21 protein-coding genes and 1 pseudogene are annotated in these 24,188 nt (G+C 72.8%); 10 read left to right on the forward strand and 12 right to left on the reverse strand.

What is annotated here, in order from left to right; genetic code table 11:
• The first annotated feature begins 9 nt into the window (after window positions 1-9).
• The 3 genes from CFP65_RS30495 to CFP65_RS30505 are packed head-to-tail and all read left to right on the forward strand — an operon-like array spanning window position 10 to window position 2,816.
• Entirely contained in the window at window positions 10-252 is a 243-nt protein-coding gene (locus tag CFP65_RS30495; RefSeq protein ID WP_104819203.1) for an acyl carrier protein, read from the forward strand.
• Window positions 249-1,457 (forward strand): beta-ketoacyl synthase, encoded by a 1,209-nt coding sequence (locus tag CFP65_RS30500; RefSeq protein WP_104819204.1) that lies wholly within the window; start codon window positions 249-251, stop codon window positions 1,455-1,457. The genes CFP65_RS30495 and CFP65_RS30500 overlap by 4 nt, the downstream gene beginning before the upstream one ends.
• 12 nt (window positions 1,458-1,469) lie before the next feature.
• Window positions 1,470-2,816: a wax ester/triacylglycerol synthase domain-containing protein gene (locus CFP65_RS30505; RefSeq protein ID WP_158702436.1), complete on the forward strand. Its 1,347-nt coding sequence runs from the start codon at window positions 1,470-1,472 to the stop codon at window positions 2,814-2,816.
• 7 nt (window positions 2,817-2,823) lie between these two features.
• On the opposite strand, the gene CFP65_RS30510 is transcribed toward CFP65_RS30505, so the two are convergent.
• On the reverse strand, window positions 2,824-3,183 hold the full coding sequence (locus CFP65_RS30510) for an antibiotic biosynthesis monooxygenase (RefSeq protein ID WP_104819205.1): 360 nt from the start codon (window positions 3,181-3,183) through the stop codon (window positions 2,824-2,826).
• 315 nt (window positions 3,184-3,498) lie between these two features.
• On the opposite strand from CFP65_RS30510, the gene CFP65_RS30515 reads away from it, so the two are divergent.
• Window positions 3,499-6,015: a collagenase gene (locus CFP65_RS30515; RefSeq protein ID WP_254552648.1), complete on the forward strand. Its 2,517-nt coding sequence runs from the start codon at window positions 3,499-3,501 to the stop codon at window positions 6,013-6,015.
• A gap of 93 nt (window positions 6,016-6,108) precedes the next feature.
• Here CFP65_RS30515 and CFP65_RS30520 read toward each other — a convergent pair whose 3' ends face one another.
• Both CFP65_RS30520 and CFP65_RS30525 read right to left on the reverse strand, forming a co-directional pair.
• Window positions 6,109-7,164 (reverse strand): phosphatidylinositol-specific phospholipase C domain-containing protein, encoded by a 1,056-nt coding sequence (locus tag CFP65_RS30520; RefSeq protein ID WP_168219641.1) that lies wholly within the window; start codon window positions 7,162-7,164, stop codon window positions 6,109-6,111.
• A 129-nt stretch (window positions 7,165-7,293) separates the two neighbouring features.
• On the reverse strand, window positions 7,294-8,160 hold the full coding sequence (locus tag CFP65_RS30525; RefSeq protein WP_104819207.1) for an Fpg/Nei family DNA glycosylase: 867 nt from the start codon (window positions 8,158-8,160) through the stop codon (window positions 7,294-7,296).
• Between the two features lie 321 nt (window positions 8,161-8,481).
• On the opposite strand from CFP65_RS30525, the gene CFP65_RS30530 reads away from it, so the two are divergent.
• Window positions 8,482-9,624, forward strand: coding sequence for an IS30 family transposase (locus CFP65_RS30530; RefSeq protein WP_371682514.1), 1,143 nt, complete (start codon window positions 8,482-8,484; stop codon window positions 9,622-9,624).
• Here the strand turns inward: CFP65_RS30530 and CFP65_RS30535 are convergent.
• A complete protein-coding gene (locus CFP65_RS30535) occupies window positions 9,551-11,083 on the reverse strand; it encodes a PLP-dependent aminotransferase family protein (RefSeq protein WP_104819208.1) in 1,533 nt (510 codons plus the stop codon). The two genes, CFP65_RS30530 and CFP65_RS30535, sit on opposite strands and share 74 nt — an antisense overlap.
• Here CFP65_RS30535 and CFP65_RS30540 point away from each other — a divergent pair.
• Window positions 11,082-11,972, forward strand: coding sequence for a DMT family transporter (locus CFP65_RS30540; RefSeq protein WP_104819209.1), 891 nt, complete (start codon window positions 11,082-11,084; stop codon window positions 11,970-11,972). The two genes, CFP65_RS30535 and CFP65_RS30540, sit on opposite strands and share 2 nt — an antisense overlap.
• Window positions 11,973-11,984: 12 nt before the next feature.
• Here CFP65_RS30540 and CFP65_RS30545 read toward each other — a convergent pair whose 3' ends face one another.
• The 3 genes from CFP65_RS30545 to CFP65_RS30555 all read right to left on the reverse strand — a co-directional run bounded on the left by CFP65_RS30545 (window position 11,985) and on the right by CFP65_RS30555 (window position 14,689).
• Complete coding sequence (locus CFP65_RS30545; protein ID WP_104819210.1) at window positions 11,985-13,073, reverse strand: sugar ABC transporter substrate-binding protein; 1,089 nt, start codon at window positions 13,071-13,073, stop codon at window positions 11,985-11,987.
• Between the two features lie 220 nt (window positions 13,074-13,293).
• A complete protein-coding gene (locus CFP65_RS30550; protein WP_104819211.1) occupies window positions 13,294-13,719 on the reverse strand; it encodes a cupin domain-containing protein in 426 nt (141 codons plus the stop codon).
• Between the two features lie 25 nt (window positions 13,720-13,744).
• Window positions 13,745-14,689: an EamA family transporter gene (locus CFP65_RS30555; RefSeq protein ID WP_104819212.1), complete on the reverse strand. Its 945-nt coding sequence runs from the start codon at window positions 14,687-14,689 to the stop codon at window positions 13,745-13,747.
• A 248-nt stretch (window positions 14,690-14,937) separates the two neighbouring features.
• Between CFP65_RS30555 and CFP65_RS30560 the strand changes: the two genes are divergently transcribed.
• From CFP65_RS30560 to CFP65_RS30570, 3 genes are all read left to right on the forward strand, one after another.
• Window positions 14,938-16,368, forward strand: a complete 1,431-nt coding sequence (locus CFP65_RS30560) for a lipase maturation factor family protein (protein WP_104821237.1) — start codon at window positions 14,938-14,940, stop codon at window positions 16,366-16,368.
• A gap of 211 nt (window positions 16,369-16,579) precedes the next feature.
• A complete protein-coding gene (locus tag CFP65_RS42220; RefSeq protein ID WP_158702437.1) occupies window positions 16,580-18,715 on the forward strand; it encodes a hypothetical protein in 2,136 nt (711 codons plus the stop codon).
• Window positions 18,716-18,861: 146 nt separating this feature from the next.
• Entirely contained in the window at window positions 18,862-19,623 is a 762-nt protein-coding gene (locus CFP65_RS30570) for a hypothetical protein (RefSeq protein ID WP_104819213.1), read from the forward strand.
• Window positions 19,624-19,746: 123 nt separating this feature from the next.
• On the opposite strand, the gene CFP65_RS30575 is transcribed toward CFP65_RS30570, so the two are convergent.
• The 5 genes and pseudogenes from CFP65_RS30575 to CFP65_RS30590 all read right to left on the reverse strand — a co-directional run bounded on the left by CFP65_RS30575 (window position 19,747) and on the right by CFP65_RS30590 (window position 23,257).
• Window positions 19,747-20,319: a hypothetical protein gene (locus CFP65_RS30575; protein ID WP_158702438.1), complete on the reverse strand. Its 573-nt coding sequence runs from the start codon at window positions 20,317-20,319 to the stop codon at window positions 19,747-19,749.
• A gap of 490 nt (window positions 20,320-20,809) precedes the next feature.
• Window positions 20,810-21,361 carry an SMI1/KNR4 family protein gene (locus tag CFP65_RS30580; RefSeq protein WP_104819215.1) on the reverse strand — a complete coding sequence of 184 codons (552 nt, stop codon included), beginning with the start codon at window positions 21,359-21,361 and terminating at the stop codon, window positions 20,810-20,812.
• Window positions 21,362-21,386: 25 nt separating this feature from the next.
• Window positions 21,387-21,704, reverse strand: a pseudogene (locus CFP65_RS30585) (SAM-dependent methyltransferase); the annotation flags it as partial.
• Window positions 21,705-21,764: 60 nt separating this feature from the next.
• A complete protein-coding gene (locus tag CFP65_RS39325; protein ID WP_158702439.1) occupies window positions 21,765-21,971 on the reverse strand; it encodes a hypothetical protein in 207 nt (68 codons plus the stop codon).
• Entirely contained in the window at window positions 21,968-23,257 is a 1,290-nt protein-coding gene (locus CFP65_RS30590) for an MFS transporter (protein WP_104819216.1), read from the reverse strand. The genes CFP65_RS39325 and CFP65_RS30590 overlap by 4 nt, the downstream gene beginning before the upstream one ends.
• Window positions 23,258-23,389: 132 nt before the next feature.
• Here CFP65_RS30590 and CFP65_RS30595 point away from each other — a divergent pair, with 132 nt between their 5' ends.
• The gene (locus CFP65_RS30595) at window positions 23,390-23,998 is read left to right on the forward strand and encodes a TetR/AcrR family transcriptional regulator (protein WP_158702440.1); all 609 of its coding nucleotides are present in this window, start codon (window positions 23,390-23,392) and stop codon (window positions 23,996-23,998) included.
• Window positions 23,999-24,188 lie beyond the last annotated feature (190 nt).

Genomic DNA, 24,188 nt, shown 5'->3' on the forward strand with positions numbered 1-24,188 from the left:
GCAAGGACCATGTCGTTCGAGGAGCTGAAGGCCGTACTGCTGGAGCTCGGCGCGCCGGAGGAGGCGCTGGTGCCCGAGGCCGTCCGGGAGGAGGCCGGGCTCGACTCGCTGGCCACGGCCGAGCTGGTGCTGGTGCTGGAGCGCGACCACGGCCTGCGGGTGACCGAGGAGGAGGTGCACGGCACGGCCACCCTCGGCGAGTTGGCCGAACTCCTGGCGGAGCGCGGCCGGTCGGCGGTGGTGGCGCCGTGAGCCCGGCCGAGGTCTGTGTCACCGGCCTGGGGCTCTACACCCCGGCGGGCGACGGGGCCGCCGCCACCTGGGGCCAGGTCTGCAAGGGCCTGCCCACGGCCGAGTTGGTCGGCAGTGAGGGCGGGAGCCCGCGACTGGCCTGCCGGGCCCCGGCCTTCGACCCGGCCCGGCTGGGCCGGGCCCGGGCCCGCAAGCCCGACCGGGCCACCGCCTTCGCCCTGCTCGCCGCCCAAGAGGCGCTGGCTGACGCGGGGTTGGACCCGGCCGAGTGGGACGGGGCTCGGGTGGGCGTGGTGCTGGGATCGGGGCTGGCCGGGGTGGCCACCTACGAGGGCGAGCACCGCAGCCTGCTGGCCGGCGGCACCCGCAGCCTCTCGGCGCTGGCCTTCCCGAGCACCCTGGGCAACTCGCTCTCCGCCCAGCTGGCGATCGAACTCGGCGTCACCGGGCCTTCGTTCACCGTCAACACGGCCTGCGCGGCCGGGGCGACGGCGATCGGCCTGGCCCTGGACCTGCTCCGACTCGACCGCTGCGACCTGGTGGTGACGGGCGGGGCCGACGCGGCCCTGACGCCGTACTACTACGCGGGCTTCGACCGGGTGGGCGCGCTCTCCCGCCGGTACCACGACCCGGCGGGCGCGCTGCGGCCGTTCGACGCGGAGCGGGACGGGTTCGTGATCGGCGAGGGCGCGGGGGTGCTGGTGCTGGAACGGACGGCGGACGCCCGGGCCCGGGGTGCCCGGCCACGGGCCCGGCTGCTCGGCTACGGGCTCTCCTCGGACGCCCACCACGTGGTGAAGCCCGACCCGCTCGGGGTGGGTCTGCGGGCCTGCCTGGAGGGCGCGTTGGCCGACGCCGGGGTGGCACCCGGCGAGGTGGCACACGTCAACGCGCACGGTACCGGCACCCCGCTGGGCGACCGGGCCGAGGCCGAGGTGCTGGCCCGGCTCCTGCCGCACCGGCCGGTGGTGAGCGCGACCAAGGCCGTCACCGGCCACCTGCTCGGCGCGGCGGGCGCGGTCGAGGCGGCGCTCACCGTGCTCGCGATCGAGGCCGCCCTGGCCCCGCCCACGGCCAACCTCACCACCCCCGACACCGGACTCGACCTCCTCACCACGGCGCAGCCGCTCGCCATCCCGGTCGCGCTCTCCACCTCGGCGGGCTTCGGCGGGCAGAACGCCGCCCTGGTCCTCGCCTCGGCCTGACCGGGAGACCCCGTGGCCCTCGACTCCGCCCCCCGCCCGGCCGACCCGGCTCGCACCACTCCGCCCGGCCCGTCCCCGGCCGACCTCGTCGGTACCGTCCCGGCCCGGCCGCCCGTGGCCCCGGCGCCCGGGCGGCCGCTCGGCACCCAGGACCGGCTGGTGCTCGACCTGGCCCGGCGGGCGCCGGACCCGGCCATGCACCTGGGCTTCACCCTGCTGCTGGACGGACCGCCGCCCCGGCTGGCCGAGTTGCGGAGCTTCCTGGCCCCGAGGGTGGCGGCGCTGCCCGAGCTGGCCCTGCGGCTCGACCCAGGGCGCCCGCCGGCCTGGCGGCCCGATCCGGGCTTCGAGCTCGGGCGGCAGCTCTACCGGCTGCCGCCGCTGACCGACCCGAGCCCGGCCGCCGCGCTCGCGGCCACCCTCGACCAGGTGCTCCCGCGTGACCGGCCGCTCTGGTCGGTCAGCCTGCTGCGGCGCCCGGGCGGGTACGCGATCGGCTACCGCGCCCACCACGCCTTCCAGGACGGGCTGGCCGCCGCCGAGACGGTCGAGGCGCTGTTCGGGCCGGTCGGCCCGGCCCGCCGGGCCGGCGCGGGCGGCGCGGATCGGCCGCCGCGCTGGGACGCGGACCTGCTCCGCGAGTTGCTGCCGCCGCCGCGCCGGAGCACGCCCTGGTCGGCCCTGGCCACCCCGCTCAGCGGACGGCGCTCGGCCCACCCGGTCACCGTGGAGCTGTCCCGGCTGCACCGCCTGGGCCGGGCCACCGGGGCCAACCTCAACCAGCTCTGCCTCGCGGTGCTCACCAGCGCCCTGCGCGCCTGGCACCCGGCCGACTGGTCCACTCCGTCGGCCGGCCTGCGGGCCACCCTCGCGGTGAGCGTCCGCCCGGCGGAGGACCCGTACCGCCTGCTCGGCAACTGCAGCGGGGTGGCCGGGGTCGAGCTGCCCTGCGGCGAGGCCGACCCGCTGGCCGCGCTGGCGCGGCTGCGGGAGCGGGTGACCTTCGCCCGGTTCGCCGAACTGGGCCGTCGGCACCGGGTGTTGTACCAGCGGATGCCCTACTGGTGCGGCCGGCTCAGCCTGGACCGGAGCATCGACCCGCGCCGCACCCCGCTCACCCTGGCCGACGTGCGGTTCCGTCGCGGCCTGGCCTGCCTGGGCACCCCGGTGCGGGCCGTGCTGCCGCTGCCGGTCTCGGTGCCGGGCCAGCCGCTCTTCGTCGGCTGGACCGTCCACGGCGGCAGCCTGACCACCACCTTCCTCACCGACGCCGCCCTCCCGGCCGCCGAGGGCCTGCCCGCCCGCTGGCTGGCGGCCCTGCAGGCACTGGAGGCGGCGGTCCAGGGGCAAGGCCGGTGACCTTGCGCTAGCCGTGGTGCTCGATGCCCTCGGGGGTGACCCGGTACGCCCGCTCGACCCGGGCCACGTGGACGGCGAGGGCCTCGTACCAGTTGACGCGGCTGAACTCGCGGGTCAGGGTGTGCTCGGCGTGGTCGCGCCAGGCGGCGACGGATTCGGCGTCGCGCCAGTAGGAGACCGAGATGCCGAAGCCCTCGGCGTCCCGGGCGCCCTCCACGGCGAGGAAGCCGGGCTGCTGCTCGGCCAGTTCGCGCATCCGGACGGCGACGGCGGCGTACTCCTCGGCACCCTCGCCGTTGCGCAGTGAGGTGAGGATGGCGGCGTAGTACGGGGGCTCGGGCAGGCGGGCGGGGAGGCGACCGGGCACGGTGGGGCTCCTGGGGCGGCAGACGGCTGGGAGCCGTCCACCCTATCGGGAGGGGCCACCCGGTTGATCATGACGGAGTGTCAGCCTGGTGTCACTGGGGTGAAAAGTATCTGCCGGGCCTCTTTCGCGGCCATGTGATGTATGCAATGGTACATGTCACACTCCCCACCGTGTGCACGACAGCCGGGCCCCCAACTGCCCGGTTGCCGCTTCGGACACGGTCCGCACCTCCAGGCTGCGCCCCTAACGCAGCCGCAGACCGGCCGGGAGGCCCCCCACATGAAATCCGCCCTCAAGCGGCATGATTTCGCCAGAGTGCTGATCGCACTCCTGGCCTGCTGTCTTGGTTTCGGCCTGTTCGCGCCCGCCGCCCAGGCCCGCACCGCCGCCCCGTCCGGCGGCCCCAAGGCGCCGACCCCCACGGCCCGTCCGGGCCTGGCGCCGCAGCCCGCCACCGGCACGGTGGCCGCGCAGGCCGCCGCCGACGAGGCGCCCGCCGCCGGCAAGGCCGGCTCCGCCAAGCAGCGCGCCCCGCAGCAGGCCCCGGTGCAGCAGCAGTTGGCCGCGAAGCAGGCCGCCAAGCAGGCCACCCGTGGCCTGGCCGCCGCGGCCGCCGCCTCCTGCACCGCCGCCGACTTCGGCAGCCGCAGCGGCTCCGCGCTGGTGCAGCAGATCACCGCGTCGAGCCTCGACTGCATCAACTCCCTCTTCACGCTGAAGGGTTCGGACGGCCACGCGGTGTTCCAGGAGTCCCAGATGGTGGCCGCCGCCAATGCACTGCGGGACGCCTCGGTGAGCTACCCCGGTGACGACTCCACCTCCGTCGGCCAGCTGGTGCTCTTCCTGCGGGCCGGCTACTTCGTGCAGTGGTACGACAAGGACGACGTGGGCGCGTACGGCAGCGCCCTGCAGACCGCCATCCGCGGCGGCCTGGACGCGTTCTTCGCCAACGCCCACTCCAAGGACGTCACCGAGGCCAATGGCGCGACCCTCGCCGAGGCCGTCACGCTGATCGACAGCGCCCAGGAGAACGCCCGCTACCTGTACGTGGTCAAGCGCCAGCTGGCGGGCTACAACAGCTCCTGGAACAGCTCGTACTCGATGCTGCTCTCGCTCAACAACGTGTACACCGTGCTCTGGCGCGGCCACCAGAACGCGGACTTCCTGCCCGCCGTCCAGGCCGACCCGAGCGTGCTGACGGCGCTGCACGACTTCGCCTTCACCAACAGCGCGCTGCTGGGCACCTCCAACGACTACCTGGCCTCCAACTCCGGTCTGGAGCTGGGCCGTTTCCTCCAGCACCCCGAGCTGCTGAGCACCGTTCAGCCGCTGGTCAAGGACGTGCTGAACCGCTCCTCGATCGACGGGGCGAGCTCCACCCTCTGGGTCAACGCGGCCAGCCAGGCGTACTACAACGACCAGGCGAACTGCTCGTACTACGGCGTCTGCACCCTGCCGGCCGACCTCAAGGCCAAGGTGCTGACCATCACCTACGTCTGCAGCCCGAGCATCACGATCCTCGCGCAGTCGATGAACTCCGACCAGCTCGCGGCCAGTTGCTCCAGCCTGACCGGTGAGGACGCGTTCTTCCACAACATCGTGAAGGACAAGGGCCCGGTCGCGGACGACTACAACTCCGCGATGAAGCTCGCGGTGTTCAACTCCTCGGCGGACTACAAGAAGTACGCCGGCATCATCTTCGACATGAGCACCGACAACGGTGGTATGTACATGGAGGGGAACCCGGCCGACAAGACCAACCAGCCGCTCTTCGTCTGCTACCACGCCGAGTGGGTGCCGGACTTCTCGATCTGGAACCTCAACCACGAGTACACCCACTACCTCGACGGCCGCTACGACATGTACGGCAACTTCGCGGCCGGCACCTCGACCCCGACCGTCTGGTGGATCGAGGGCTTCGCGGAGTACGAGTCCTACGCCTACCGCAACGTCCGCTACGACGACGCGATCACCCAGGCGGGCCTGAACACCTACAAGCTGAGCACCCTGTTCGGCACCACCTACGACAACGCCGACCAGACCCGGATCTACAACTGGGGCTACCTGGCCGTCCGTTACATGCTCCAGTCGCACCGAGCCGACGTGGACACCATGCTCGGCTACTTCCGGGTCGGCAACTGGGCGGCGGCGCAGGCGCTGTTCAACACCACCATCGGCACCCGCTACGACGCCGACTTCGCCGCCTACCTGGCCAAGTGCAACCAGGGCGACTGCGGCACCCTCGGCCAGACCAACCAGCCGCCGACGGCCGCCATCGCCGCCGTGGTGAGCGGTCTGAACGTCAACTTCACCGACGCCTCCAAGGACGCGGACGGCACCATCGCCTCCCGCGCCTGGGACTTCGGTGACGGCACGACCTCCACCGCCGCCAACCCGGCCCACTCCTACGCGAAGTCGGGCAGCTACACGGTCAAGCTCACGGTGACCGACAACCAGGGCGCCACCGCCTCGGCCACCCAGACCGTCACCGTGGCGGGCACCCCCGAGTGCAGCGACCCCGACACCCGGGTGCTCGGCAAGAACTGCGCCCGCAGCGGCCTCTCGGCCACCACGGGCAACTACAAGTACTTCTACGTGCTGCTGCCCTCCGGCGTCTCCACCCTGAAGATCAACACCTCGGGCGGCACCGGCAACGCGGACCTGTACTACAGCAACAACGGCTGGGCCACCACCAGCAACTACAGCACCGCCTCGGTGCGCACCGGCAACACCGAGTCGCTCACCATCAAGAACCCGCCGGCTGGCTACACCTACATCAGCCTGTACGCGAAGTCCGGCTTCAGCGGCGTCACGCTGACCACTTCGTTCTGATGGGTTCGTGCTGATCCGTTCGTTCTGAGCGGTTCGCCGAGGTGAGCAGGCGCGGAGGGGACAACTCCCCTCCGCGCCCGTGTCGTTCGCGGGTCAGCCGCGCGGCAGCACCAGCTGCTGGACGCTCGGCAGGTGGCGCCAGTCGCTGGAGACGATGCTCGCGTGGGCGGCGGCCAACTGGGTGGTGCGGGCCTGGGCCTGATCGGCCGTCGGGTCGGTGGCGCTGATCGCGGGGGCCACGTTCTGGGCGTCCGTCATCACCAGCAGGTAGTGCCGGGCGTCGTACCAGGAGGTGTCGATCCCGCCGCCCAGGTAGGCGGAGGCGTCACCGTCGAAGACCACGAACCACGGGCGGATGGTCGAGTCGGAGTACGCGGTGCGGGGGTCGCCGGCGGCGGCGTTGTGCACCACCGGGAAGACTTGGGCCTGGCCCGCCTTGCCGGCCGCCACCAGGTCGCGCAGGTGCCGGGAGTACTCGACGTCGGTGTGCAGGGTGTCGAAGGGGTTGTTCTCCTCCACCGTGCCGGGTATCACGTCCACCAGCACCCGGCCCGAAAGCGCCTGCCGACTCGGCCAGTTGCCCGCCTGGGCCGCCGCGTCCAGGGTCGGGTACGAGCCGCCGCCGGGCTTGGCCAGGAGATCGGCCGGGCGGAAGACCCGGCTGCCCAGGTGGGCGGCGATCAGCGCGTCCAGCTGGTCCGGCCCCATCCCGTTGTTGGCCGAGAAGCCCGCCTTCAGCTCCAACTTGACCACCAGCGGCCCGGATTGCGGGTGCGCGTCGAGCCAGACCCGCAGGTCGTCGAAGCAGCTCTCCAGGTCCTTGTTGGCCCCGCCCGAGTAGAGCTGCGCGGCGCTGCTCGCATTGACGCAGTTGTTGCTGTTGCCCAGCGGGTTGGAGTGGCTGACCTTCCACTCCTTGGTCACGATGTCGGTCCACGCGTCCAGCTCGACCATGCTGGTGCCGGTGTCCAGCGCCTGCGCGAGGTAGCCGAAGGCGGCCGGGTCGTAGGTGTTGTGCAGCCCGACGGTGGTGGCCGAGGCGAACGGCAGCTGCCCGGCCCCGCTCGCGGTCGCCTGCTGGGTGGGCAGGGCGAAGGCGGCGGCGGCCACGGCCAGCAGAGCGGCGGCGACGGTACGGCGGACGGTCAAGGGAGTCTCCTGTCGAGGTGTCAGCTCGGCGCCACGGAGGGCGGCTGCCGTGCAGCAGCATGGGCCATCCGAGCGGATTCGAGGTGACATGACAAGGAAAAACTACTGACGAGTTGTGAAGCTGCCGTCCTACTTCAGCAACCGGGAGAGGCGGCGGTCGGCCAGCACCCGGCCGCCGGTCTGGCAGTGCGGGCAGTACTGGAGCGAGGAGTCGGCGAAGTTGACCGAGCGGACGGTCTCCCCGCAGACCGGGCAGGGCAGGCCCTCGCGGCCGTGCACGGCCATCGCGCTCTTCTTGTCCGATTTGAGCGTGTCGGCGGCGGCCCCGGCCCGGGCCCGGTCGAGGGCGGCCCCGAGGGTGGCGCGGATCGCGGCGTGCAGGGCGGCCAGCTGTTCGGGCGTCAGGCCGGCCGCCAGGGCGTACGGGGAGAGCCGGGCGGCGTGCAGGATCTCGTCCGAGTAGGCGTTGCCGATCCCGGCCAGGACCGTCTGGTCGGTGAGGAGGGTCTTGAGCCGACGGCGGACTCCGGCGGTGAGGGCGGTGAGCTGCTCGATGGTGAGGCCGAGCGGGTCGGCGCCGAGCTTCTCGATGCCGGGCACCTGGTGGGGGTCGGTGACCACGTACGCGGCGAGGCGCTTGGTGGTGCCCTGCTCGGTGACGTCGAAGCCCGAGCCGTCGTCCAGGTGCAGGCGCAGCGCGAGGGGCCCGCGGCCGGCCTTGAGCGGCTGACTCCGGGCCGGGAAGCTCGCGTGGTGGCGGATCCACCCGGCGCGGGCCAGGTGCAGCACCAGGTGGAGCCCGTCGGCCGTGACCAGGTCGAGGAACTTCCCGTGCCGGCCGACGGCCCGGATCGCCTGCCCGTGCAGGGCCGTGACCGGCGGGTCGAAGGTCTTGAGCACCTGGAACGAGAGCACGTCGACGCGGGCCAGGACCCGCCCGGCGCAGAGCTCCGCCATCCGCTCGGCCAGGGCTTCTACTTCCGGCAACTCAGGCATACGGCTAGGTTGCACTCTCCTCCAGGGGCGCGGGGAACGGCGCGCCCGGCCATGCACTCTGTCGCACGGGACGCACTGTGACCCGGTTGCACTATCCGATCGGGGTGCACCTGGCCATGAGCGTCAGGCGACGACTCCGCTGCTTCCGATTTCGCGCAGTTCCCCGCGCCCCTGAAAGACCACCTTGGGTTCTAGGAGTCGTTGCAACACCCCAGTTCAGGGGATGCGATGGACTTCGAGATCCGTGGCAACCGCAGACCGCAGGGTCGGCGGAAGCTGCTGCGGGAGCGGGCGGCATACTCCCGGCTCGTGCAGCAGGGCGTGAGCAACACCGAGGCATGCCGGATCGTCGGCGTCGACCGCAGGACCGGCCAGAAGTGGCGTAACGGGCGCAAGCCGACCGGCACCCAGCGCACGGCGCCGGCTCCCCTCGACCTCGACGGGAAGCCGGCGCCGCCGACCGGGCCGGCAGGGCGGTCACGGTTCCTGACCGAGGCGGAACGGATCCACATCGCCGACCGGCTGCGGGAGAAGGCCACCGTCCGGGCAATCGCCGCGGAACTCGGCCGCAGCCCGTCCACCGTCAGCCGGGAGATCACCCGCAACGCCCACCCGGTCAGCGGCGCCTACCGCCCGCACGCGGCCCAGGCCCGCGCGAACGCCCGCCGGCCCCGCCCCAAACCGCGCAAGATCGGGCAGACTCCCGAGCTGCGGGACTTCATCCAGCACCTCCTGGACCTGAGGTGGAGCCCGGAGCAGATCTGCCAGGCTCTACGGGAAACCTTCCCCGACCGGCCGGAGATGCACGTGGCTGTCGAAACCGTCTACCAGACCCTCTACCTCCAGGGCCGGGGCGAGTTGCGCCGCGAGGTCGCCGCCGCCCTGCGCACCGGCCGGGCCCGGCGGATCCCGCACCGGCAGGCCGCCACCCGCCGCCCCCGCTTCGCCCACCCCATGGTCATGATCAGCGAACGCCCCGCGGAGGCGGACGACCGGGCCGTCCCCGGCCACTGGGAGGGCGACCTGATCATCGGCAAGGACGGCGCCTCGGCGATCGGCACCCTGGTCGAGCGCGCCACCCGCTACGTCATGCTCCTGCACCTCCCGGCCGGCCGCGGCGCCGAACAGGTCCGCGACGCCCTCGTGGCGACCGTCCAGACCCTGCCCGCCCACCTCAGGCGGTCCCTGGCCTGGGACCAGGGCGCCGAGATGGCCCGGCACGCCGACTTCACGATCGCCACCGACGTCCCGGTCTACTTCTGCGACCCCGCCAGCCCCTGGCAGCGCGGCTCCAACGAGAACACCAACGGCCTGCTCCGCCAGTACTTCCCCAAGGGCACCGACCTGTCCGTCCACAGCCCCGAACACCTGGCCGCCGTCGCCGCCCAACTCAACGGCCGCCCACGCAAAACGCTCGACTGGGACACCCCAGCCGAGCGCCTGCATAAACTCCACACGGCCTAGACAACCAACCACGTGTTGCAACGACCGCTAGAAACCACCCCACTTCCCCGCGCCCCTGGAAATACCGCCCCACTCCTTCCACGACCTGGGTCGTGGTCGGGGCGGCAACGTAGCTCAGGCGGACGAAAGCCCCGGAGGGCTCTGCGGCGAAGTAGGGGCGGCCGGGGGTGAGGGCGACGCCGTGGCGGAGGGCTTCGGCCACGGCGTAGCGGTCGTCGGTGCCGTCGGGGAGGCGGAGCCAGAGGTGGTAGCCCCCGTGGGGGAGGTGGGCCGGGAGGAGGCCGGTGGGGGCGAGGGCGGTGGCGGCGGCGGTGCGGCGCTCCCTCAGGGCGGCGGAGAGTTCGCGCAGGTGGCGGGGCCAGACGGGGGAGCCGACCAGTTCGAGGGCGGTCTCCTGGAGGGGGCGGGGGACGAAGAAGCTGTCGGTGGACTGGACGGCGCGCAGGCGCTGCAGGGCGGGGCCGCGGGCGGTGAGGGCGCCGACCCGCAGGCTCGGGGAGGTGGGCTTGGTGAGCGAGCGGACGTGCACCACCACGCCGTCGGGGTCGTCGGCGGCGAGCGGGGCCGGCAGCGGCGGGGCGTCGGCGTGGCCGAGGAAGCGGGCGAAGTCGTCCTCGACCACGAAGGCGCCGGCGGCCCGGGCGATGGCCAGCACCTCGCGCCTTCGCGCGGGGGAGAGCACGGCCCCGGTCGGGTTCTGGAACAGCGGCTGGCAGACCAGGACGCGGGCCCGGGTGGCGCCGAAGGCGTCGGCGAGCAGGTCGGTGCGGATGCCCTCGGTGTCCATCGGCACGGGGACGGGCCGCAGGCCGGCCGCCCGGGCCACGGCCAGGGTGCCGGGGTAGGTGGGGGACTCGACCAGGACGGGGGCGCCCGGGGCGGCGAGCGAGCGCAGGGCGGTGGTGAGGGCGCTCTGGCCGCCGGCCGAGACCAGCACCTCGGAGGTGGTGAGGGAGCCGCCGATGTCGCGGGCGAACCAGGCCCGCAGCTCGGCCAGGCCGTCCACCGGCGGGCGCTCCCAGGCGCCGGGGCGGCGGCCGGCCCGGGCGAGTGCGGCGGAGAGGGCGCGTTCGGGTTGAAGCGAGGAGTGCAGGTAGCCGCTGTTCAGGTCGATCACGTCCGGCGGCTGCACGGTGAGCGCGCCGAGCACGCCGGAGGGGTCGGTGGAGCGGGCGGGGGGCTGCCCGGCCTCGGCGCTGAGCGCCACCTCCTGCCAGGAGAGGTCGGCGGTGGCGGCCGGGGGTCGTGGGGGCGCGGTGCGGAAGACCCCGGCGCCGGGCCGGGAGACCACGGCGCCCTCGGCGACCAGCTGGGCGATGGCCCGGGAGACCGTCACCGGGCTCACCTGGTGACGCTCCATCAACGCCCGACTCGAGGGCAACCGGCCGCCGACCGGGTAGCGGTCGAGTTCGCTGCGGAGGATGGCGGCGAGTTCGGCCCCACTGCTACGCTCGTTCATGACAGCACAAGATAGCGCTATCCGTCCGGTCTCGGTAGCGGTCGGCGGCTCCACCGCCGCCCTGGCCGTGCTCGCCTTCTCGTTCAGCTTCCCCGCCACGGTCTGGACGCTCCAGGGCTTCGGCCCCTGGACGGCCACCGCCCTGCGCGGCCTGATCGCCGCCGTCGCCGCCGCGATCTGCCTGCGCGCCGCCCGCGCCCCGCTGCCCACCCGCCGTCAGTGGCCCGGCCTGCTGGCCGTGGCGGTCGGCTGCGTGCTGGGGTTCCCGCTGCTCACCACGCTCGCGCTGCGCACCTCCTCCACCGCCCACTCGGCCGTGGTGATCGGGCTGCTGCCGCTGGCCACGGCCGTGGTCGGCGCGCTGCGCACGGGGGCCCGCCCGGCCCGGGCGTTCTGGTTCGCCGCGCTGGCCGGGGCGGCGGTGGTGCTGGCCTTCACGCTGGGTCAGAGCCACGGCGCGTTCTCGCGGGCGGACCTCTACCTGTTCGCGGCCCTGCTGGTCTGCTCGGTGGGCTACGCCGAGGGCGGGCGGCTGGCCCGGGAGCTGCCGGGCTGGCAGGTGATCGCCTGGGGCGTGCTGCTGGCGCTGCCGGTGCTGCTGCCCACGGCCGTCTGGGCGCTGGCCACCGAACCGGTGCACCTGGGGTGGCACGCAGTCACGGGCCTCGCCTACCAGGGGTTGGTCTCGCAGTTCGGCGGATTCGTGCTCTGGTACCGGGGCATGGCCCGGATCGGGGTGCCCCGGGCCAGCCAGTACCAGCTCGGTCAGCCGCTGCTCACCCTGGCCTGGGCGGTGCTGCTGCTCGGCGAGCCGCTCGGCCCGGCCGCGCCGCTGACGGCGCTGGCGGTGCTCGCCTGCATCGCCGTCACCCAGCGCGCCCGGGCCTGAGGAGGCCTCCGGTCAGTGCACGCCGGCGTCCTGGCAGGCGGCGGCCACCTCGGGGGTGCAGATGTCGGCGGCCTTGTAGAGCCCGCCGCCGACGATGGTGGAGGCGACGTTCTGCTTGGTCACCACGATCGGGGTCAGCAGCATCGAGGGGATCTGCTGGTCGCCGCTCTGGATGTTGCCCCGGGCCACCGAGGCGACGTCCAGGCCCTTGAGCAGGTACACCGCGATGTCGGCGGCGGCGTCGGCCTCCGGCTTGTACGGCTTGTAGATGGTGTAGGACTGGTCGCCGGTGAGAATGCGCTTGATCGCGTCCAGCGAGGCGTCCTGGCCGCCGATCGGGACGTTCTTCATCCCGGCGGCGTGCATGGCGTCCACGATCGCGGCGGCCATGCCGTCGTTGGCCGAGTAGACGCCCTGGATGTTGTCCTTGCCGAGGCTGCGGATGGCCTCGTTCATCTTCTGGGCGGCCAGGGTGGGCTGCCACTCGCCGGACTGCTCGTAGCCGATCGCCTTGACCTTGCCGTCCAGCGTCTGGTGCGCGCCGGCCTTGAAGGCGGCGGCGTTCGGGTCGGCCTCGGCGCCGTTGATCATCACGATCTGGGCGTCCTTGGCCTTGGGGCCTATCGCGTCGGTCAGCGCGGTGCCCTGGAGCTCGCCGGTGCGCTCGTTGTCGAAGGAGACGTACGCGGCCACGTTGCCCGCGGCCAGCCGGTCGTACGCGATCACCTTGGCGCCCTGGCGGTTGGCCTCGTCGACCCAGGCGGCGGTGTTCTTGGCGTTGACCGGGTCGAGCAGGATCACCTTGACGCCCTTGGTCAGCAGCGCCTCGAACTGTTCCTTCTGGGTGGACTCCTCGCCGTTGGCGTTGGCGTAGTCCACGGAGCAGCGGGAGCACAGGCCCATGATCGAGTCGGTGATCAGCGGCTTGTCGAAGGCCTCGTACCGGTTGGACGAGGCCTTCTCCGGCAGCAGCAGGCCGATGGTCTTGGCCCCCGTGGCCGAGGCACTCGGGGAGCCGTCGCTCGACCCGCAGGCGGCCAGTGCCAGTGCCAGTGACACGGCGGTGGTGCCGACGAGGGTGCGACGGAGGATCGCGTTCATGGTGGGTGGTGCCTCCCTGACAGCGCCGCGGCTTTGCGGCTGAGGGGAGGGAGTCAAGCCGCCCCACCGACTTGGCGTCAAGAATTAAAACACCAACTCGGAGAAATCACCCAAGTCGTTGTGAAACCCGAAGATCATTACCGCTTCGAAGACGCAAGTCGGGCTGTGAGATTGACAACTCTTCAAGACGTGTACGACAAGGCGTGCCGATGCCGTGCGACTACGAACCGAATCCCCGGCCGGTGGTGGGCAGCCAGGGGCCGGTCTCCGGCCGGGCCTCGCTGTCGGTGCCCGGCCAGGGCGGCATGGTCACGGCCAGCACGTGCAGTGCGCGCCCGCCCGGATCGGCGCGGAACTGGAAGGCCGTGCCCAGCGGGACCGTGAGGGTCACCCCGGGGCGCAGTTCGGTCTGCTCCTGGTGCCCGTCCTGACACCGCCACATCCACCCCGAACCCTGGACGACGTGCCAGATCTCCTGCACGGTGGCGTGCGAGACCGCCCGCGAGACGGCCCCCGGGGCCAGCTCGAACCGGGCCAGCCCACCGAGCCCGGGCAGCGCCAGCAGCGGCCGCACCGTCGAGCCGTCGGGCGCCGTCACCTGGCCGGCCTCGCCGAGCTCCTGCTGTTCGAACGGGACGTGCTCCATCGGACCCCTCCCCTTCCGTGCACCGTCAGCGTTCGGTCCGCACCACCAGGCAGACCCCGGCCACCACGATCGCACCGCCCAGCAGCACCGGCCAGGTCAGCGGTTCGGCCAGGATCAGCCAGCCGAGGAAGACCGCCACCACCGGGTTCACGTACGCGTAGGTGGCCACCAGCGGCAGCGGGGCGTGCTGGAGCAGCCAGGCGTACGCGGTGAAGGCGAGCAGCGAGCCGAACAGCACCAGGTAGCCGAGGGCCAGCCAGGAGGCGGTGGAGACGGTGCTCGGCTCGAAGCCGGTGAGCTCGCCCCGGACGGCGGCCAGCACGAGCGCGCCGAGGCCGCCCGCGAGCATCTCGTACACGCTGGCCACCAGGGCGTTGCCCGGCATCGGCAGCCGGGCGGCCAGGAAGGAGCCCGAGGACCAGAGCACGGTGGCCCCGATCACCGTGAGCATCCCGCCGAGGCGCACCTCGCCGCGCAGGCCCGGCACGGTCAGCACGCCGAGCCCGACCAGGCCGACCAGCACGCCCGCCAGGGTGGCGGCCGGGGTGCGGTGGCCGGTGGCCCGGCGCAGCAGCACCACCCAGAGCGGCACCGCCGCGACCAGCAGCGCGGCCAGCCCCGAGGGCACCGACCGCTCGGCGAAGACCACCAGCCCGTTGCCGCCGACCAGCAGCATCAGCCCGACCAGGGCCGCCGAGCCCAGCTGGCGGCCGGTGACCGCGAGCGCCTTCGGGCCCTGGCGCAGGCTCAGTACCACGGCCAGCAGCAGGCCCGCGCAGAGGAAGCGGATCGCGGCGGAGGTCATCGGCGGCACCGTCTCCACCGTCACCCGGATCGCCAGGTAGGTCGAGCCCCAGACCACGTAGACCACACCGAGGGCGGCCCAGGCCACCCGGGAGACCTGGGCCGGGTCGTCGGCCTTGCGTAGGTCGGGGGCCTGCGAGGTGGAGGGTCCGGAGGCTGCTGTCATCTGTCTCTCCCGAGGTTGCTCCTGTACACGGCCCTGCAAGGCGTATGCCACCACACCTGCCCCCGGAGCGCGAGGGCCGGGGCCCGCCTTTCCGGAGCACGGGCTCCGTGCGCCCCACCTCGGCGGTGGGTTCGACGGCCCACCGGGTACGGGTGCGCGCCGCTCCGCTGCTCGCCAGTCGCGTGAACTTCGCGCCGCGCCGCGGTCGGTGGGCGCACCGGGCCCGCCGGCGGGTGCACCCTGGGGCGATGGAGTGGATCGCGGCGCCCGACTACTGGCTCGGCCGGCTGCTCTGCCAGCGCCTGGTGGCCGCCGTCTACCTGCTCGGATTCCTGGCCGCAGCCCGGCAGTTCCGCGCGCTGATCGGCGCCCACGGGCTGCTCCCGGTGCCGCGCTTCCTGGCCCGGGTCCGCCCCCGGCAGGCCCCCAGCCTGTTCCACCTGCACTACTCGGACCGGGCGTTCGCGGCGCTCGCCTGGACCGGCGTGCTGCTGGCCGCCGCCGTGCTCGCGGGCGCGGCCGAACTCCTGCCGCTGGGTGGGGCGATGGCACTCTGGGCGGTGCTCTGGGTGCTCTACCTCTCGATCGTCAACGTCGGGCAGACCTGGTACGCCTTCGGCTGGGAGTCGCTGCTGCTGGAGGCCGGTTCTCTGATGGTCTTCCTGGGCAACGGGCAGGTGGCGCCGCCCTGGCCGGTGCTCTGGCTGCTGCGCTGGCTGGTCTTCCGGGTCGAGTTCGGCGCCGGCATGATCAAGATCCGGGGCGACGCCTGCTGGCGCCGCCTCACCTGCACCCGCTTCCACCACGAGACCCAGCCGATGCCCGGCCCGCTCAGCTGGTTCTTCCACCACCTGCCCGCCCTGCTGCACCGGATCGAGGTGGCCGCCAACCACTTCGTCCAACTCCTCGTCCCCTTCCTCCTCTTCACCCCGCAGCCGGTGGCCGGCTGGGCCGCCCTCGCGATGATCACCACCCAGCTCTGGCTGGTCGCCTCCGGCAACTTCGCCTGGCTCAACTGGCTCACCATCGCCCTCGCCGCCGCCACCCTCCCGGGCCGCGCCCCGGCCGGTTCGCTCCCGCGCCCCACCCCGCTCTGGTTCGGCGTCCTGGCCTGGGCGGTCACCGCCCTGGTCGCGTACCTGAGCTACCGGCCGGCCCGGAACCTGCTCAGCCGCCGCCAGCAGATGAACCGTTCGTACAACCCGCTGCACCTGGTCAACGCGTATGGCGCCTTCGGCTCGGTCAACCGGATGCGGCTCGAAGTCGTGATCGAGGGGGAGCGGGCCGGCCACTGGCAGGAGTACGGCTTCCGGGGCAAACCCGGCGAACTGCACCGAATGCCCCGGCAGTACGCGCCGTACCACCTGCGGCTGGACTGGCTGATGTGGTTCGCCGGGATCTCCCCGTCCTACGCCCGCCCCTGGTTCACCGGCCTGGCCGCCCGGCTGCTGGTCAACGACCCGGACACGCTGCGGTTGCTGCGCCACAACCCCTTCCCGCACGGCCCGCCCGAGCGGGTCCGCGCACGGCTCTACCGCTACCGGTTCACGGACTGGCGGGAGTTGCGCACCACCGGCGCGTGGTGGCGGCGCGCGCTGGTGCGGGAGTACCTCGCGCCGGTGACGCTCCACGAGGTGGGCCACCTGCTCGACGACCACCCCCACCGTCCCCGCCCATGACCGCCCCAGTCCTCACCATTCCCTCACGCCACGGCGCGAGACAGCCGACCGGGTGCGTGCACCCCTCGAACGCCCACCCGTATCCTGGGCGTCCGACTCAGCCGTCCACCCCGCACCGGGGCGGACGGCCCGGCGGTCGCCGCCACCCCGCCCGCCTGCCTCCCGCCATCCCTGCCATCCCTGCCATTCCTGCCACGAAGCGGACTTCCCCATGACAGTGAGCTACCTGCCCGAATCCGGCCCCGAGGCAGTCGACCCGGCCGACGGCTCCGACGCCACCACCCTGGGCCCCCGCGAGGCCCTCGCCCGCTACGCCGAACTCGGCGGCTTCACCCTCAGCGCGGAGACCAGCCCCTGGTACGCCGCCACCGAGACCATCACCACCCCCGAGGACGCCCGCTCCGCCTCCACCCTGCTCGCCGAACTCCGCGGCGGCGACCTGGCCGCGACCCGGGCCGCCGTCCTCGACCTCGCCCCCGAGGGCACCTTCGCCGAGCCCGACACGCTGCTCGCGCTCGGGCTGATCGCCAAGGTGCTGCTCCGGGTGCAGGGCACCACCGGCAAGCTGCGCAGCGAGGCGTACGAGGCCGACCTGGAGACCTTGGCCGCCGCCACCGCCGACTCGCGCTGGCGCAAGGAGCGCGGCGTCCGCCTCTCCTGGCTGCGCCGCCGCAGCCTGGTCGCCCAGGCCCGTTCGCTGGCCCTCACCAAGGGCGTCAAGCGGGCCGAGCTGCACGAGGCCCTCTCCTCCGCCGCCACCGAACGCTCCGCCTGGACCACCCTCGGCGGCACCGTCCGCCCCGCCGCCCCCACCGACCCGGCCCGCCTCACCGAGGTGGCCCAGGCCGTCGATGCCCTTACCCAGGCCGCCCGCGCCCTGGAGGGCCTCCTCCCCGGCCACGCCCTCGAAACCCTCCCCCTCGCCGACCTCACCGACCTCGTCGACCGCCTCGCCGCCGACGAGGGCACCCTCTACCGCCTCCCCACCCTCCGCACCCTCCGCACCACTCTCACCACCCACCACCTCACCCCCCTCCTCGAAGACCTGACCACCCGCCAGGCCACCCGAGACCTCGCCCTCACCACCTACGACCGCGAACACCCCACCCTCGTCCCCGAGCCCCGCGCCGCCGAGCCGGCGGCAGTGGCGGAGCCGGCGGAGCCCGTCGAGCCCGCGGCGGAGGCCCCCGAGGTGGCGGATGAGACCGCTGCGCCGGCGGCAGAGGTTGCTGCTCCGGCGGAGGAAGCCGTCGAGCTGGTGGCCGAGGCCCCGGAAGCTCCGGAGACCCCGGAGGCTTCGGAAGCTCCGGCGGAAGGGGTCGAACCCGCCGTGGCCGCCGAGGAGCTCACCGAGCCGACGGATGAGGTTTCGGCGGAGCCCGCTGAGCCGACGGACGAGGCCGTCACCGATGCTCCGGCCGAGCCGACTGCGGAGATCGCCGCCGAGATGGAAGCCGTGGCCGTGGCCGCAGCCGAACTCGCCCGCGAACTCGCGGCGGAGCCGGTGGCCGTGACTGAGCTTTCGACCGAGGAACTGCAGGCAGAGGCCGAGGTCGAGGCGGAGGTCCAGCCGATTGCCGAGGCCGAGCCGGTGGCTGAGCCCGAGGTCGAGGCGGTCGCCGAGGTCGAGGCTGACCCGGTTGCCGCAGTCGAGCCCGATGCTGCAGCGGCTGTCGACGCCGAGTCCGAGCTCGAGCCGACCGCGGAGGCCGTTTCCGCCGCCGCCGAAGCCGATGCCGAAGCTGCTGCCGAGCCGACGGACGAGCCCGAGACGGAGCAGGTTGCAGCCGTCGAGCTCGAAGCAGACGCCGCGCCCGTGGAGACCGTCGAGTCGGCCGCTGCCCCCGAGGCCGCCGTTGAGCCTGGCGCTGCTGCCGAGCTGTCGGCCGAGCCGGAGCCCGCCGACGCCGACGCCGACGCCGACGCCGACGCCGAGTCCGAGGTCGAACCCGCCGTGGCCGCCGAGGAGCTCACCGAGCTGGAGCCGGCCCCGGAAGCCGCTCCCGCGGAGGCCGAACTTCCGGCCCAGGACGAGCCCGAGGCGACCGTCGAGGCCGAGCCGTCGGCAGAGGAGCTCGCCGAGCCGGAGGCCGCCCCCGTCGAGGAGCCCGCTGCCGCCGCCGACTCCTCGAACCGTCCCGCGAAGCCCGACCTCACCCCGGGCCGTCCGGTCACCGCGTACAGCGCCGACGAGCTGACTGCCCTCGTCCGCTGGATCGACAGTGACGAAATCACCCGCACGGACGACGAGTTGCTCCGCGCGGCGATGAAGGAGCTCGGCTTCTCCCGCCTGGGCCCCCGCATCAAGGAGGCCCTCGGGACGGCCGTCACCACCGCCCGCAGCTGAACCCGACCGGGGGCGTCCGGGACCGACCAGTGGCCAAGTGCATCACCAGCACCGCCACTTCAGTCGCCCCGACGCCCCCTTCGTCATGTCGGACCGCCGCACTACGGTGACCCGGACCAGTCGGAACGGATCGGGGGAGCCAAGCCATGCCCAACAGTCGGATCATCGCAGCCGCACTGATTGGCGCCCCGGAGCAGCTGACAGACATCCTCGGCCCGGACGACCTGCTGTGCGTCGCACCCGAGTTGTCCAGCGTGTTCACGGTCCGGACCACGTCCACCGATGGCACCCAGACGGCAATGGTCGACCTCCCCGGCAGCACTGCGTTCGTCCGGCTACCACGCTCCTTCCGTCTACGACAGATCACTCACGACGGCGGACACTTCACCCTCACCAGCACCGACGGACGGTCCGTCACCGGCACTCCACGGCAATTCAGTACCCCCTACAAGGTGATCGCCGAGGAGTACAACCCTCGGTACGAGCAGCACCTCGAGGAAGCCTTCCTCGCAACGGGCCGACTCCCGGTCGATCCGACACCGCCCCACACCCTCCAACTCTCCTCCCCGGCAGCAGAACGGCAGCTGGAGCTCCACTTCGACAGCGCCGGCCCGGAGAAGGTCACCGACCTGCTGCCCCACGCACACCACCTGGCGTCCGAGCTCGAACGCATCCACCGCGAAGGCACCGCTTTCATCTGGTCCGCGTTCGCCGAGGGCGACGAGACCGCCGAAGAGCAGTCCCGCTTCCCTGAGTTGATGGTGCCGCAGGCCCTGGTCGTTTACCGCTCGGGAGACTTCGAGCTTCACTTCGAGGAGCCGGAGCACCACTACTTCATGGCGGGCTACTGGCCCGCTGTCCAGTACCGTGCCGACCTGACACCCGTCCACATCACGGTCGAATCCTGACCCCGGCCGACCTGCTTCCGGGATACCCCCGGAGGCGCCCGCCTCCAACGAGCGACCGGCAGGGCTGGGCGGGCCGCCTTCTCTGGTCCTCGCGGAGCTGACCCCGCAGGCCCCCGTCGCGGACTACCGGTAGGTCAAGGCATCTTGGCAGAGGGCGCCCGAGGCCGTGCAGAGCTGGGGAGGCTGGAGGTCCGGCGGCTCTATGACGGGGGACTGGGTGGCTGCCGTGCCCCAGTTGTAGTGGGCAATGGTGTAGGTGACGCCGTTCGTGGCCGTGGCAGTCCGCTGGTTCAGTGGGCCGATCCGGGGGTAGCTGCCCCGGAGTTCGAGCGGCTCGCGGGCGCCCGCCACGATCTCGAACCACTCCGAGCCATGGGCGTCGCTCAGGCCCAGGTACCGGGGGCCGTAGACGATCGAAGGCGCGTCGGCCGGCGACCGCGCCGGGACGTCGACGCAACTGCTCGACTCGTAGGCCATGCTGCCGGAGTCGGCGGAGTTGCGGAAGGCAGAGAGCAGGCAGACCCGGCCGCTGTCCGGCATCCAGGCGGCGTCCACGTGCCCGGTGCCGGTGCCGTCGAGCACCATCAGCTGATCGGCCGTCAGCGGTGAGAGTGCGTCCTTGGGCTGGTAGGCGAGCGCCCTGGCCAGGGCCCAGTCGTCCGGCTTCACGTAGACAGCGGCCGGGTTGGCGAACACCTGATACCGGACGGCAGGGGCCGTCGCCGACGGCTGGCTCGGCGGCGACGGGGCGGGCGGCTGCGGTGTGGGTGAGCTGCAGGCGCCCGCCAGCGCTGTCATGAGCAGGACCGCCCCGGCGCGGCGGCCCGCGGTGAAGCGGCCGTTCAATGTTCCCCCCCGATCGAACGTTCGTGTCGGTGCATCCTCGCACCTGTCGGCCGGGGCGGCACGGGAGTTCTCGATCGGAGGCAGCTGGTCAGCGCGGTGGTCCACCGAGCCGCCCGAAGGGCTTCGGCCAGCGCGCTCGGACGCAGCCCGATTACCTTGACGAACCCCATTGAGGCACCCCCGGGTCGGTATGCTCCGAATCTAGGGGCGGGTCTGATCTAGCGTCCAACACGTTTTCACCAGGCGAGAGTTGTGGTCCGACTGGTGGTTGTGAGCTGATCCGTCGGCCGATCGCCCGGCGGAACTCGATCCTGTTCTCCGCCCGGCGAAGGGGGACCGCTCAGGCTGCGGCCAGCCACGCCTCGTACCAGTCACGGAAGTCGGGTCCGGGCATCAGCCCGGCCCAGATCTGGTCGTCGATCCAGACCTGGCCGGCGTGCGCTCCGGTGACCACCAGCCGTGAGAACGTGCCGCAGCCGATCTCTCCGATGACCAAGGTCCCCGTCACCGAGTAGCGGTCCGTTCCGCCCTTGCCCGGCCCGGGGCATGCTTCGGTGTGCGGGAACGGGGTGGAGAGGAAGTCGGCGCGGAGCCCATCTGCCCGAAGGTCGTGCAGGGCCTCCTCCTCGTCCACCTCCTCGGTGAGGCCCACGATCCCGTAGTACGGGCCTGCCCCTCCGTCGGCGACGTCCTCGAGGAAGCTGCGGAAGGACGGGGGGAGGGTGATGCCGTGTCCTTGCTCGAACGAACGGAGTGTTCCTTCCGGCAGGGGTGGTCGGAGCAGGTAGCCGTGGTGGGACGAGCCGAAGCGCCGCTGCTCCGGGTCGCCCTGGGCGAGGGCGGCGACGCGGGCGTGCACCTGGGTGCTGTCCCAGGAGGTGGTGCTGTTCATGGGTGCACGGTATCTGGGTGCTGCTTCAGTCCCGGCGGAAGAGGGCCGTCCAGAGGAACGGTACGCCGAAGTAGGGCGAATCCGGCGGGAGTTGGTGCATGCGGCGGAGGGAGAGTTCGGTGAGGTCGGCGAAGATGTGGCGGAGGGACGTGGGGGTGTAGGCGAGGCCGCCGTGGAGGGTGTGGGTGGAGTACAAGGTGGCGTCGGGGAGTTCGGTGCCCATGCCGTCGGGGCCGGCGGCGAAGGTGGTGAGGGCGAGGTGGCCGCCGGGGCGTAGGGCGCGGTGGAGGAGGGCGAGGTAGCTGATGCGGCGGTGTGGGGGGAGGTGGTGGAAACAGCCCGAGAGCCCGTCCAGGAGTGTGAGGACGTCCTGTGCGTGCGGTCCGGTCCATTCGGCCCCCTTTCAACTCTGCTCGATGGTAGGGGTGTTGGGGGAGAAAAGCCAGGTCAGGAGGGGTGGGGCGAAGGGCTCGAAGGGGTGGCCGGCGGGCGGGGAGCGGGCGGTGCGCCCGCCAGGGGCGGGGAGGGGCGTGGGGCGGCGAGGGGGTGGTTCGAGGGGCGTGATGGGGCCGTTGGGCGGGGTGGCCGGGGAGGTTTTTCGAGAAGTCATGCGGGCTCCTCGGCGGCGGCCGGAGCCGGGGAGGGGGAAGTGGCCGGAGCGGGGGTGGGGGTCGACGGGATGCGGGTGGGGACGAGGGCGATCACGGCGAGCAGGAGGGCGCCCGCGTAGAAGGGGAGGCGGATGCCGCCCGCGGAGGCGAGGAAGCCGGCGATGGCGGCGCCGAGGGTGAGGCCGGCGCCGTAGACCATCTGGTGGGCCATCGTGACGCGTCCCAACAGGGCGGTGGGGACCAGGCGTTGGCGGAGCGAGACGGTGGCGATGCCCCAGGAGATGCTGGCCGCGCCGTAGAGGGCGATGCCGCCGGCGGCGAACAGGCCGGAGTGGGTCCAGCCGAGGAGGGCGGCGGCTGCGGCGGTGGTCAGGACGGTGCCGCGGAGCAGCCGCCCCACGCCGAGGCGGCCGGTCAGGCGCGGGGTGAGCAGGGCGCCGGTGACGCCGCCCAGGGCGAAGGAGGCGACCAGCAGGGCGAAGCCCAAGTCGCTGAGCTCGAGGGCCTGGTGGGCGTAGAGGACCAGCACGGCCGTCAGGCCGGCGCCCACCAGATTGGCGAGGCCGGAGAGCAGGCAGAGGCGGCGCAGGGCGTGGTGCTGCCAGAGCCAGCGCACGCCGTCGGCGACGTCCCCGCGCAGGGAGCGGATGGGGGAGGAGGAGGTGGTGGTGCGGGTCGAAGGCCTGAAGTCGCCGCGGAGGAGGAAGGCGAGGAGGGCTGCGGCGGCGAAGGAGGCGGAGTCGACGGCGAAGGGCAGGGCGGCGGCGAGGCCGAAGAGGACGGCGCCCAGCGGGGTGCCGAGCAGGGTGTCGGTGATCAGGGCAGCGGCCTGGATGCGGGAGTTGGCGCGGGTGAGGTCGGCCGGCGCGACGATGGTGGGGACCATGCCCGACCAGCCGCCGTTGTAGAGGGTCTGGCCGCAGCCGAGCAGGAAGCCGGCGGCGATCAGGAGCGGGATGGTGACGGCGTGGGCGGCCACGGCCAGCGCGAGGGCGCCGACCAGGACGGTGCGGACGGCGTCGACCAGCCAGAGGATGCGGCGGCGGTCGAGCCGGTCGGCCAGCGCGCCGGCGAACAACGCGAGGAGGAAGAACGGGAGTTGCTCCGCCATGGCGACGGCGGCGACCCGGCGCGGGTCGGTGGTGAGGCCGGTCGCGAGCAGCGGCAGGGCGACGAACCGCATGCCGTCGCCGAGGCTGGAGATGGTGACCGAGGCCCAGAGCCGGTGGAAGTCCGCGCCGAGCGTGCTGTTGGTCCGTCGTGATGGTGCCCCCGTGGAAAACATGAACCGAACTCTGGTTCGTGTTTTAAGGTATGTCAAGGAAGCAAGGAACCCCGTCAGAATGGCCCTGGAACGGGATGGCACGAACGGGCACCGCCCACAGAGGGCCGGCGCCGGGAGGAGATGGGGTCGAGCGTGGGTGAGCAGACCGCCGCACCGCAGCAGCAGCGTAGCCGGGAGAAGGTGGCCCGGATCCTGGCGGCTACCGCCGGGCTGTTGGAGACCACGCCGTACGAGGAACTCGGCACCAAGCTGATCGCCGCCGAGGCCGGCGTCTCGATCGGCGCGCTCTACCGCTACTTCGCGGACCGCGAGGCGATCCTGGTCGCGCTGCTCCGGGGCTGGCAGCGCTCGGACGTGGAGATCGCCGAGCGCCTCACCGCCGACCCACTGCCCGAGCGCTCCCGCCAGCTGATCGGCCGGCTGCTCACCGCGTACGCCGACCGGTTCCGCACCGTGCCGGGCTACCGCTGGCTCTGGTACCACGGCCCGCGCCTCCCGGCGCTCCGCGCCGAGGGCGAGCAGGTGGACCGGGAGATCGCCGCCCACCTGCACCGCGCACTCTCCGCCGGCTACGGCTACCCGGAGACCGAGGACGCCCGCCGCCGGGTCCGCCTGGCCGTCACCGTCGGCTCCTCGCTGCTCGACCAGGCGTTCAAGGAGGACCCGGAGGGCGATTCGCTGACCCTCGACGACGCGGCCCTGATGATCGACCGCTACCTCTTCGCCCCGACGGCGGGCTGAAGCACCCGGCTAGGGAAGGCCCGGGCGGCGAGCTTCCGCGAGCTTCCGCGAGCTTGCGTGGGCGGCCGTCGCGGCCGTCTGAGCCGCCGGAGCCGCCGGGCCCGGCGCCTCAGAAAGTGTTGGGTAATTGATCGACTGCTTGGTGTGATGTGCGGCCGGTGATCTTCGTGGTCGAGGAGCCCGCGAGGAT

The sequence above is a fragment of the Kitasatospora sp. MMS16-BH015 genome, from assembly GCF_002943525.1.
Lineage (GTDB): Bacteria > Actinomycetota > Actinomycetes > Streptomycetales > Streptomycetaceae > Kitasatospora.